This window comes from Pseudoalteromonas sp. Ld19 (assembly GCF_045064135.1).
Taxonomy (GTDB): domain Bacteria; phylum Pseudomonadota; class Gammaproteobacteria; order Enterobacterales; family Alteromonadaceae; genus Pseudoalteromonas; species Pseudoalteromonas aliena.
The window spans coordinates 388,652-400,341 of the sequence record NZ_JBISHA010000021.1; the positions used below are offsets into that span (position 1 = coordinate 388,652).

General features: G+C 37.2%; 13 protein-coding genes. 1 reads left to right on the plus strand and 12 read right to left on the minus strand.

Annotation, left to right across the window (positions count from 1 at the left end):
* Nucleotides 1-40: 40 nt before the first annotated feature.
* The 7 genes from ACJJVZ_RS13620 to ACJJVZ_RS13650 all read right to left on the minus strand — a co-directional run bounded on the left by ACJJVZ_RS13620 (nucleotide 41) and on the right by ACJJVZ_RS13650 (nucleotide 6,159).
* Nucleotides 41-271: a hypothetical protein gene (locus ACJJVZ_RS13620; protein WP_405601237.1), complete on the minus strand. Its 231-nt coding sequence runs from the start codon at nucleotides 269-271 to the stop codon at nucleotides 41-43.
* Nucleotides 272-280: 9 nt separating this feature from the next.
* Nucleotides 281-613, minus strand: a complete 333-nt coding sequence (locus tag ACJJVZ_RS13625) for a YnfA family protein (protein ID WP_405601239.1) — start codon at nucleotides 611-613, stop codon at nucleotides 281-283.
* A gap of 77 nt (nucleotides 614-690) precedes the next feature.
* Nucleotides 691-1,560 carry an MYG1 family protein gene (locus ACJJVZ_RS13630; protein WP_138585815.1) on the minus strand — a complete coding sequence of 290 codons (870 nt, stop codon included), beginning with the start codon at nucleotides 1,558-1,560 and terminating at the stop codon, nucleotides 691-693.
* Between the two features lie 213 nt (nucleotides 1,561-1,773).
* Nucleotides 1,774-1,971, minus strand: coding sequence for a CPXCG motif-containing cysteine-rich protein (locus ACJJVZ_RS13635; RefSeq protein WP_405601242.1), 198 nt, complete (start codon nucleotides 1,969-1,971; stop codon nucleotides 1,774-1,776).
* Nucleotides 1,972-2,311: 340 nt separating this feature from the next.
* Nucleotides 2,312-4,567, minus strand: coding sequence for an EAL domain-containing protein (locus ACJJVZ_RS13640; RefSeq protein WP_405601244.1), 2,256 nt, complete (start codon nucleotides 4,565-4,567; stop codon nucleotides 2,312-2,314).
* A 276-nt stretch (nucleotides 4,568-4,843) separates the two neighbouring features.
* On the minus strand, nucleotides 4,844-5,305 hold the full coding sequence (locus tag ACJJVZ_RS13645) for a GNAT family N-acetyltransferase (protein ID WP_182701367.1): 462 nt from the start codon (nucleotides 5,303-5,305) through the stop codon (nucleotides 4,844-4,846).
* Nucleotides 5,306-5,541: 236 nt separating this feature from the next.
* On the minus strand, nucleotides 5,542-6,159 hold the full coding sequence (locus ACJJVZ_RS13650) for a sulfotransferase (RefSeq protein ID WP_405601248.1): 618 nt from the start codon (nucleotides 6,157-6,159) through the stop codon (nucleotides 5,542-5,544).
* 773 nt (nucleotides 6,160-6,932) lie between these two features.
* Between ACJJVZ_RS13650 and cysZ the strand changes: the two genes are divergently transcribed.
* On the plus strand, nucleotides 6,933-7,643 hold the full coding sequence (gene cysZ, locus ACJJVZ_RS13655; RefSeq protein ID WP_405601547.1) for a sulfate transporter CysZ: 711 nt from the start codon (nucleotides 6,933-6,935) through the stop codon (nucleotides 7,641-7,643).
* A gap of 46 nt (nucleotides 7,644-7,689) precedes the next feature.
* Here the strand turns inward: cysZ and rlmM are convergent, their stop codons facing one another.
* The 5 genes from rlmM to kdsA all read right to left on the minus strand — a co-directional run bounded on the left by rlmM (nucleotide 7,690) and on the right by kdsA (nucleotide 11,684).
* Complete coding sequence (gene rlmM, locus ACJJVZ_RS13660) at nucleotides 7,690-8,775, minus strand: 23S rRNA (cytidine(2498)-2'-O)-methyltransferase RlmM (RefSeq protein ID WP_405601250.1); 1,086 nt, start codon at nucleotides 8,773-8,775, stop codon at nucleotides 7,690-7,692.
* 17 nt (nucleotides 8,776-8,792) lie between these two features.
* Nucleotides 8,793-9,161, minus strand: coding sequence for a DUF423 domain-containing protein (locus ACJJVZ_RS13665; protein ID WP_405601252.1), 369 nt, complete (start codon nucleotides 9,159-9,161; stop codon nucleotides 8,793-8,795).
* Nucleotides 9,161-9,808: an alpha/beta family hydrolase gene (locus tag ACJJVZ_RS13670; RefSeq protein ID WP_405601254.1), complete on the minus strand. Its 648-nt coding sequence runs from the start codon at nucleotides 9,806-9,808 to the stop codon at nucleotides 9,161-9,163. The genes ACJJVZ_RS13665 and ACJJVZ_RS13670 overlap by 1 nt, the downstream gene beginning before the upstream one ends.
* 1 nt (nucleotide 9,809) lies before the next feature.
* Nucleotides 9,810-10,706: a transcriptional regulator GcvA gene (locus ACJJVZ_RS13675; RefSeq protein WP_077538372.1), complete on the minus strand. Its 897-nt coding sequence runs from the start codon at nucleotides 10,704-10,706 to the stop codon at nucleotides 9,810-9,812.
* 123 nt (nucleotides 10,707-10,829) lie between these two features.
* The gene (gene kdsA, locus ACJJVZ_RS13680) at nucleotides 10,830-11,684 is read right to left on the minus strand and encodes a 3-deoxy-8-phosphooctulonate synthase (RefSeq protein ID WP_138584945.1); all 855 of its coding nucleotides are present in this window, start codon (nucleotides 11,682-11,684) and stop codon (nucleotides 10,830-10,832) included.
* Nucleotides 11,685-11,690: the final 6 nt, after the last annotated feature.

The following is an 11,690-nucleotide window of genomic DNA, read 5'->3' on the forward strand; positions in this document are numbered from 1 at the left end:
TCAATAAATAGATCATTAGCACATACGGCTTTGTGATGTTTTAATAAGGATAAGGCACCCACTCCTGCCAGTTAAAACTTTCGCTATACATTTCATCAACTATATCCATATATTCAGACTTTGTAGCTAAAAGGTACGCTTGCCTCTCTTTTGGGCTCATATAAGCCAGCCAATAAGGGAGATAACCTGGGTAGTCTACCCCAAACATATCTTCAAAAAATTGACTTTCAGGAAGCTCAAGGGTTATTTCATTATGAGTAAGCTTTGGCATTAATTTGAATCAAATCGACTTTGGTGCGAACATAATTATTGCCATACCAAGCAGTGCAACTAAACCACCGATAATATCCCACATAGTTAGCTTTACGCCATCAACAACCCATAACCATAATAGCGCAACGCAAATATACACGCCGCCATAAGCTGCATACACCCGCCCTGCGGCAGTAGGATGTAAAGATAGCAACCATGCAAATAGTGCAAGACTTAAAGCAGCAGGAATTAAAAGTAAAATGCTTTTATCTTGCTTAAGCCACAGATAAGGCAAATAGCAACCTACTATTTCTGCTAAGGCAGTAATTGTAAAAAGTACGATTATTTTTAATTCAAACATAATGCTCCGCGCTAAAATAAAAGCATAACAACCCATATGGGTTGTTATGCTTTATTACTCTTTGTTAATCTGCGCTTTTATTCACTAAGCGCCATTGTGGCAAGTTTCATTGTGCTTTCAAACGACTTAGTACCGGCTATAAATAAACCATTGTGACAGAACACAGCGTCGTCAATACCGGTTTCATCTACAAATGCTTGATCAGATAAACCTGACCATGCTTTAGGAAGCGGTTTTCTGTCTTCAAATGATCCTGGCTCAACGGGTACTGTTTGTAAGATCCATTGCCCAGAATGCGATGGGTAAACCATGTATAGCGCATCACTTGATAAAATATGCACTGTTTTTTTCCACGGTGTGTATTTTTCAAGCACGATAACTCTGGCGTCTTCTGCATTTTCAATTGCTTTAGCAACAATCTCTTTTGCATTTACACTTCCGTGAGCTGAGGCGATAAAACGAATGAGCATACGAGCTGCAAATTCAACAGCTTCATCAAAACAGGTATCAAAGTTACTTTCTTCTTCCCATGTAGGATTAAACATTGAGATTGTTTGGCTCAGGCTTATCCCTTTTGAGACACCTTCAACATGACCACAATCAATGGCGTCAATGGTTGAAACTAAGCCTGAATCCACTCTGTCGGCTACCGCTTGATTATCATCACACAGTGCTAAACCATATTTTTTCCACACTAAACCAAACGATGAAAAAGGAATGCCATTTTCTCGCTCCCCTGCACCACCGCGTTGATGATGATCAAAGCGATTCGTTTGAGGGTCGTATTCGCCACCTACATCAATTACAAAGTCGGCACTTTCTATCAGTGTTTTATCGCGAGTACGTACCAGTTTAAATGTTGGCAAAACATGTTTGAGTACTGCAATACTAAAAACGTCATCTGCATGAAAATTACCATTGTGAGTTACTACTGTTATATCTGTCATTGATTTAGTGTCATCTTTAGAAAGGATAAGAAAGTCTCGCTATTTAAACGTTAATATTTGAAGATTTGATGATAAAAATTACAAGGCGGATTTTATACGAAGCGCACTAAAAAAAACAGCAAACAGTTCTGCACAGTCTGTTGAACATCATTTTAATAAAAGGAGATAGTAAAAACGCAGAGAGCTAAATGTACAGCTAAATCAGTTCAAACCCTAATACGCTTCATCTTCAGCATATACATTAACAATCAATTCATCATCAACATTGTGCGAAACTAAAAAATTTATAGGCTTGCAACACACTTGGCAATCTTCAATGTACTGCTCGTTTAAATCCGACGCATCAATTAAAATATCAATTGCTTCACCGCAATAAGGACACTCTATTGTTCTTTCTGTTAATTGGTTCATTTTAATACCTTATGAGAATTAACTATCTAATAAACCTGAACTCTGGATAATAAATCTATCTCGAGCAGCTATTTTCAGCGCTAACTACGTTGAATTTACTTGCAATAGGCCAGCTATTAACGCGTAAGTTCGCCTTGTTTTCACTGAAAAGTTCAGGTTAATAAATATATTTGGGTAAATTATACCCATTGCATTAAATTAGTGATCTATTATAGCGATAAGAAAATAGCTTAATAACAAGGCCAAAGTTAGGCATAGTGTTGTTCTATATAAATAATTTTTAACGCAGTTAGTGAGTTATTTAACACACTAGAATGATCATATTTTAATAAAATTGGTATTATAGTGTCTTTTCAAAGTGATCTTTGTGCCATTGCAAGTAATGATTGTGAGGCATGGGCTTTGCAATTAAATAACCTTGAATTGAGTCAATATTCATTAATTTAAGCATTTCATATTGTGCTAATTGTTCAACACCTTCAGCCACCACCGATAAATTTAAGCTTTTACCTAAATTTATAATTGTTTGTACAATGCTAAAGCCTGTGCCGTTATCTAAAACCTTATCAATAAAGCTTTTATCTATTTTTAATTCTTTGACCGGAAAAGCGCTTAAGTGCGTTAAACAAGAGTAACCGGTACCAAAGTCGTCGATGGAAAACATAAACCCTTTATCTTTTAGCTCTTCCATTTGATAAATCATGCTGACTATATCACCAGATAACATTGACTCAGTGATTTCTAACTTAATTTGTGATGGCAGTACATTAAAATGAGTAATGGCTTTGAGTAACTCACTTTTTAAAGTGGACGAATTAAATTGGCATTGGCTTATATTAATTGAGATGCAAAATGATTCATTAATGATTTTATTGCTACTCAATTCATTAATTAGAATACATATATCGCGAAGTACAATATTTTGTAACTTTTGAATCAGCCCGTATTGTTCTGCTATCGGAATAAATTCATTGGGCGCTATTAACCCTTTATTCGGGTGATCCCATCTAATAAGTGCCTCGGCCCCAACAATGTGTCCTGTAGCATTTATTTGAGGTTGAAAATACGCACAAAATTCATCACACGCTATCGCTCTTACAATGTCTGTTTCAAGTTCAGCTTGATTCTCTAGTAAGGTTTGCAGCGCCGGATCATAAAAACTACAGCTGTTGCCTCCTTTCATTTTAGAACGGTACATAGCTGTATCAGCAAACTTTAATATATTGTCAGGAATTAAATTTATATCATCAATTAAGCAAATACCAATGCTACAACTCACCTGAAATGCTAAATTGCCAACTTCAAACTTCTCATTGAATACGCCTTGTAATTTTTTTGCAATATTTTCTGATTCTATATTAGCGTGATTTTGTTTTTCGCCAACATGCTCTAACAAAACAATGAATTCATCCCCTCCGACTCGTGCTAATGTACCTGAATTATTTAAAACGGCGCTGAGCCGATTCGCCAATTCAATTAACACTTCATCACCTGCACTATGCCCTAGCGAATCATTAATTCTTTTAAAATTATCTAAATCTAAAAATAATAAAGCCGCCGTCTTATGAGTGTGTTTTATTTTTTCTACACATAAAGCGAGTTTATCACTTAACATTCGCCTATTGGGTAGGCCCGTAAGTGCATCAAAAAAGGCGAGCTTTTCGATTTCTTTTTCTGCATTTTTACGGATCGAAATATCTCTAGCCATCCATACAACATGCCTTTGCGATGGATTATTTGGGTGGTAATGATCCAAAGGAGCTGTTCGCCCTTCAAAAGTAATTTTACCTTTTTGGGTTTCAAGTTCATATTCAAAAAATTGAACATCGTTGGTTGCTAATGTTTGCGCAATCACATCCATAACCAACAATGCCTCTCTTTCAGGAAGCGCGTCACTCACATTTTTATTAATTATTTCCCTTGGTGATTTACACAATAAATCGTTAGAGGAACCATAAATGTCAGTATATTTACCTTCTTCACTTAAAATTAAAATCAGATCAGGCATAACTTTAGTGAATGCTTTAAATTTTTCATTACTTTGCTGTAAATCAGCTATCAGTTTTTTAGCATTGAGTGATTCAACATTTTTTTCTAATGCAATACTTGAAAAGTGTACAAAATAATCAATTAACTCTAAATCTTGAACTGATGGGGATTTGGCTGTCCCATGATAAATAGCAAAAGTGCCTAAAGTCTTTGATTGTGTTGAAATAATAGGTGTTGACCAACATGACTTCAAACCAAAACCCAAAGCTAGTTCTTTAAATTCTAGCCAAAGAGGAGAAACCGCAATGTCTTCAACGATGACACGACGATTAGAATAAGCGGCAGTACCACATGATCCCATGTTAGGACCGATCGCAATTCCATTTATAGCTTGGCAATATTTTTCGTCAATATTGGGGGCGGCACAATGAAAAAGTTGCCCATCTTTTAATGATAAAATTGAGCACTTTGCTGATTCATCTTCAATAATTTCTTCAATAGATAAACAAATGTCATTAAGAATATCATTTAGGGGAGTGCCTAATGCAATTTTAGACAAGATCCCTTGTTGATGGGATAATAACTTTCTTAACCTCGTAGTATCCATATTTCACCATACGTATTAATTATTTTTATTCTTGATTTATAATATGTTAATTAAAGATTCACACTAGAGCTAAAGCGGTTCACCCTCAATTATTTAATGTAGCTGCCATAACCTGTAAGTATAGTCATGGTTTATGAGGTTTTTTAATTCCCACGAATTATATTAAGTTAATAATATACATATTGTTAATTATTGACATTAAAATATACCTTTATGGGTACGTGATACAATTTAACAAGATGAGGTAAATTTAATACAGAAAAATACGTTCAGCGCTTATTGACTCAGTCCTAGCTCCATAAATACGCTTTGTGGGTTGTCTTGATAAGCTCCAAAACTGCTACATTGCTTAAAACCAAGGTTTTCGTATAACTTTATTGACTTAATTTGTTTAGGTCCAGTCTCTAACCTTATCAGCGGAATTTGTTCTTCGCCCGCATGGTGCAACAAAATCTGCATAATTCGGCGAGACAATCCTCGCCCACGGTAGCTAGGGTTTACGTAAAGTCGTCGGATCTCACCGTAAGCAACTTCATCAAACTGCTTAACAATGGCCCCACATGCAATAATTCCATCTTCATTCTTTAATCCAATAGCATAAACATTTGCATCATTGAGTTCACCAACGGTAAGCGATTGTGCTGTTGCCACAGGGTACAAAGAATTTATAAGTCGGTCGATATCAGAAAAAACATTAATCACATCCTGGTCATTTGGGTTTAAATCGACTAACTGCATAGAGAAAATCTCAATTTTTTTAAAAATATGTTAGCAAACTATACCGAATTGTAATAAATGAACAACCTTGTTTAGTTTATTTATCATTGATTTGAATATTTACTTAAGATTACTTCGACATAGAGAGATGGCCTGCTGACTATTAATTTATAATGCCTATAACAATAGAATTAAATTAAAGAGTATTTAGTCGCCTCTAAATAAAACGAATTGTAATCCACAAAGGTCAACAGCCCCTAGTAATCAAAGTATTTTCTATGCTCTGCGCCGGCCAAATTAGAGTTAATTTTATTTGGATGTTTATACTCCTTCCAATTCGCAACTTGGCGACCAACATTTAATTTAGGAAAATCAGTGTCTCCTTCTACTGTTTTACCTAAAAATTGTTTTAATTTGAGTAAACTATTAGGTTCACTAACGTCAATGGCTAAAAAATTATTACGGTCTTTAAAGTACGTGAAAACAGCACGTTCGTGGTTTAAATAACACTCAGCTAAGGCATTGTGGGTTAAAGGCAATGTTGCCGGAAATAAAGAATGAAAACTACGTTTGAGAATAGGATTAAATTTACCTGTTTTTGGCTCCAAATGCGGTGCCATTTTCTGAAGTAGCATGGTGATTGAAGGTACCCATTTATCTACATCTCGACTTAGATAAATAAATTTTGCGCCAGGAAATAACGTATCTAAATGCATATAATCACTGAAACAAGGCGCATCTGATACAGCATCTGCCATCTCGAATGCTTTTTTGGTAAACGCGGTGTGCGCTACTAACAACCCCATTTCTAACAAGGCTACACTAATACTGGTAGTACCGGTTCTTGGCAAACCAATGATAAATATTTTAGACATCAAACGTTACTCGTTTTAAAACAGCAACGTATTATTACATGTTTGCCATACGACCATAAATAAATTAACAACGATTGTTGTAAATTGATAAGTAGCCTGAACTCTAGTTAAGAGATTTACTAACATATTGAACCATAATGATATTTAAATTTATTTTTCTCAAGCTAGGGTCTGTTGATCTTTCAAGGTTAAATTTGCAGCAGTCTGTTTGGTATTTAGGCAAGGCAGCGCCTATGTAGTGTGGTTATTCCCCATAAATAGGCGATAACGCAGCATCAATGCCAAACAGGCGCTGCCCAAAGGGTTCTTCCTAGGGGCTATTTACTCTTTGTTGCTCGGTTTTTACTTATTCTTACAGGGATGTAAGCCATTAGAGTAACGCAGGAGCAGTTACCGAGCCCACTAGGTTGCAAACCTCGCGCCGCGATTAAATAGCCCCTAGTTTGAACAAATTTCAATCCGCAAAGATCAACAGACCCTAGAGATTCTCAGTGAAAACAAGGCGAATTAACGCGTCAATAGCTAGCCTATTGCAAGTAAATTCAACGCAGTTAGCGCTTATAATAGCTGCTCGAGATAGATTTATTATCCAGAGTTCAGGTTAAGTATTAATGAAGCAGCCAGAATTCAGGTTATTTAACTTTATTACTTTGTATCTTAATACGTAAAATTAAACACTTTGTTACTTAAAAATACTGTTCAAAAAAGCTCAGCTACTTATACTAGCCTCAGTAGTAAACATTTTTGAGGTTGCTGTGCAGATCACACAAGGTATGGAATATTTTTTTTCAGGTTTTAAATTAATTAGTCAAAAAGGATTAAAGCGCTTTGTTTTGATCCCGCTGTTAATTAATATTTTACTTTTTGGTAGCTCGCTGTTTTTTTTATTTGGATGGCTAAGCGACAGCTTCAGTTACATTAATAATATGCTTCCTGAGTGGTTAAGTTGGCTTGAATGGTTAATGTGGCCTATTGCTATATTAATCGTTTTATTTAGCTACAGCATGCTATTTACGGTGATCACCAACTTTATTGCAGCCCCCTTTAACGCTTTATTGAGCGAAAAAGTGGAGCTTTATTTAACAGGTCAAAAAATTAATGATGATGGTTTTTCCGATTTAGTTAAAGACGTACCTCGTATGCTTGCCCGTGAATGGACAAAGTTGTGCTATTACCTACCACGCGCAATTGGCTTTTTTATATTACTGTGGATATTACCTGTTATTGGGCAAGTACTGTGGATACTATTTACCTGCTGGATGTTCGCTGTGCAATATGAAGACTATGCATTCGATAACCATAAAGTTAGCTTTAAACACATGAAAGATGATTTAAAAAGCAAACAAGGTTTGTCGTATGGGTTTGGCTTTGCCGTTATGTTATTAACAACCATACCATTTATAAATTTAATCGTAATGCCGGTAGCAGTATGCGGCGCAACTCGCTTATGGGTTGATAATTACAGGTCTAAATATCGTAATTAAATCTATAAAAATGGGTCAAGTGACCCATTTTTATTGCTAATAAAGCTTAGCTGTATAGATTTTGTGGCACCTTAATAACGTTTAAATGAACCGTTATTTCCTCACGATCATGATACAAATGCTTAGCTTGCAACTCATAATTAATACCCTGTTTTTCAAGTTCTTTTCGGATCATTGAGAGACATTCGTAAACACTATCAAAGCGTTTTTTCATCGGTAACTTTAAGTTAAATATAAACTCTTTTGCATAGGCGTTCACGGCCCAGTCAATCATTAACGTGGTCACCTTAGTTGGTTTTTCTACCATGTCACAGACTAACCACGTGGTGTTTCTTTTTTCTGGGCGATATTTAAAGCCATCAGCTCTAAAGTGCTTAACTTGCCCTGTTTCCATTAAATCATCGTTCATTGGGCCATTATCAATCGCGCTTACAAACATGCCCCGACGTACAAGCTGATAAGTCCAACCACCTGGGCATGCACCTAAATCAACGCTGCGCATACCCGCTGCCACGCGTGACTCGCGTTGTTGTTCAGGAATAAACACATTAAATGCTTCATCTAGCTTTAACGTTGAACGACTTGGTGCATCACTTGGCATACGTAAACGTAAAATCCCCATAAAAAATGGAGAATTATTAAAGCTATAAGAGTAACCCACGTAAGCCGTGTTATTTGTTAAAAACATAACATGCATTACTGGACGGTTTGCTTTGGGTTCACGCAATACTGTGTTTTGTTTTTCAAGCGCTTTTTTTAGCGGGGTTGATATTTTTTTACAAAACGTTAAAAGCTCTTTACCTTCGTTTGTATCAGGTGTTTCAACGCGTAACTCAGAGCACAGTGTAAACTCTTTTGCAGCTTCAACTACCGCGCCTACACGATCCTCTACTGGCATATTTTCTAGTAATGTACCGGCAAACCATTGGCGTGCAAACACCATATTTTTAAAATCGACTTTTTTGATTATTTCGTCGCTGTGATGCGCTTCAAAGCATTCATAAACAACGTAACCTGTATTTGGTTTTGCTTTTACATAACCTGCAAACCCTTGCTCGGCAGCGTGAAATGTTATTTCAGCAGCGGCATCGTTTTCAAAACCACTACGACAGTAAATCACAACACTAGACATATTAACCCTTAAACTCTTTAAAACTTAAATCGTGCAACTTGCACTAAAATAACAACCCAGCCAATAATAAAGCACAACCCACCAATTGGTGTTATTGGCCCTAGCCATTTCATCTCCGTTAGAGCAAGTAAATATAAACTGCCACTAAAAAGTAGTGTGCCTGTTATAAAAAAACCACCAGCCCAGCTCAGATTTATGCCCCACTTAATTAAAATGGCAACCGCAATAAGCGCAAGTCCATGCACCATTTGATACTCAGCGGCGGTTTTAAATACTCCCAACGAATACTCCGATAAACGACTTTTTAAACCATGAGCCGCAAATGCACCTAACATGACCGAAAACATACAAAAAAGACTGCCCGCCATCAAAAATAACTTAACCATTAATTACTCTCTAAATTTGAATCCAAATTGTTTTTAATAAACTCAACTGCGCCCAAGGCGGCAGTTTCTCTATTTTGTAACTCAGTAATACCACTTTTTTTACGAGGTTTAAGTGAGTGATCGCCGTCAGTTAACCATATATATTGAGGCTGCATAGGCATAGCCATCGTTGCAAGCTCCTCGCGGGTACCAAATGTATCTCGCTCGCCTTGCAGTACTAAAAATGGACAAACAACATCCGCAAAGTGATCAGTGCGAAGCTTTTCAGGCTTACCTGGAGGATGAAACGGGTAGCCAAACGCAAGTACACCTAAAACTTTGTGCTCTGTCGTACACGCAAGCATGGATGCCATTCGCCCCCCCATAGACTTGCCTCCAATAAATAACGGAACGTTTGGCTGGATGTGGTTAAGTATTTGCTCGTAATAACTGAGTAATTTGGGTGCTCGCTCAGGCGGCCTGCGCTTATTCGTTTGTTTGGCTATTTGCATATATTCAAAATCAAACAAGCCAACATCAACGCCCTGATCACTGATTAATTTTGCCATTTGCTGCATAAAGTCAGAGTCACTGCCTGCACCTGCACCATGGGCAAATATAAATTGTGCAAAAGCAGTCTGCTTAGAACTTTTAAACCATTCAATCATATTAATATTCTTGCTCTTGCTCTACTAAGCTCAACATCCACTCTTTAAAGGATACTATTTTACCCAGCTCTGTTTGTGATTCTCTAAGGACTAAATAATAGGCGTTTTTACTTTCAAGACTATGATTAAATGGGATCACTAAGCGCCCCGCGTCAATGTCAGGTTTAGCTAACACACTGTTACCAATTGCAACTCCTTGCCCGTGCACAGCAGCTTGCAACACCATAGAAGAGTGACTAAAAATAGGTCCTTGGTTAACTTGAACGTTGCGCACACCGGCCGTTTTCATCCACGTTTTCCAATTTTTACGTGTGGTATCGTGCAATAAAGTGTGTTGTGCTAAATCGCTAGGCTGATCAAGCGGCTTTGGACCGCTCAACAACATCGGGCTGCACAAAGGGACTAAATATTCAGTATGCAACTTATACGTTTGTACACCGCTCCAATGACCGCGACCATAATAAATCGCCACATCAACATCATCTGTTAATGAGTTTTCGTCTTGGTCTTGTGCTTTGATCCGTACGTCAATCTCGGGATGTAACTCATTAAATAAACTTAAGCGTGGCACCAGCCATTGAATTGCAAAACTTGGAGTTAAACTTACCGTTAATGATCCCTTAGCCCCTCGGGCTAATAACTTTTCAGTTGCATCAATAAGCTGTGTAAAAATCTCTTTAATATCGAGGAAGTAACCTTGCCCCTCTTCGGTTAATAATAACGAGCGATTTTTACGTAAAAACAGCTTTAATCCTAAATGTTCTTCAAGTGTTTTTATTTGATGACTGACAGCCGCTTGCGTTACATAAAGCTCTTCCGCCGCTTTTGTAAAACTTAAATGACGCGCTGCCGCTTCAAAAGCTTTTAGTGCGTTTAATGGAGGTACCCGTCTTGACATGATAACCAAGCTTAGAATTAGTTTTTCTTATGCGGTGAATTATATACCTATGCTGAGAAAGAGTATATTTAAGGTGTAAAAAAAGCGACCTAAGTCGCTTTTAAATATAACCCGAACATAGAATTATAAGTCGTTTGCGCTTGTATCAAGTGGTGCAAAACTTTTAATTAAATCGTCAACCGCCTTCATTTGCGATAGATAACCTTCTAACTTGCTAAGCGCTAGCGCACAAGGACCATCACATTTAGCTTCGTTAGGGTTAGGGTGCGCTTCTATAAATAAACCAGCAATCCCTAATGCCATACCACTGCGTGCAAGCTCTGCAGCTTGTGCACGACGCCCATCAGCCGAATCTGTACGACCACCAGGGCGTTGTAATGCATGTGTAGCATCAAAAATGACAGGCGCCATAGCTTTCATGTCATCCATGCCTAGCATATCAACTACCAGGTTATTGTAACCAAAGCTCGAACCACGCTCACAAAGCGCGATGTTATTGTTACCCGCCTCATTAAATTTAGTAATGATATGACGCATTTCGTGCGGCGCTAAAAACTGTGGTTTTTTCACGTTAATAATTGCACCCGTTTTTGCCATCGCAACCACTAAATCTGTTTGGCGCGCTAAAAATGCAGGTAACTGAATCACATCAACTACTTCAGCAACAGGTGCGGCTTGATGTGGTTCATGTACATCGGTAATAAGTGGAATATTGAAGGTTTTTTTAATCTCTTCAAATATTTTTAAACCTTCTTCCATACCCGGTCCACGGTACGAATTAATTGAAGAGCGATTAGCTTTATCAAACGAGGCTTTAAATACATAAGGAATATTTAATTTAGTGGTTACTTCGACGTAATGTTCTGCAACACGCATAGCTAAATCACGAGATTCTAATACGTTAATACCGCCAAACAACACAAATGGTTTGTTGTTTGCTAATTCTATTTCATTGATTTTAATAATTTGGTCTTTCATTTTAAT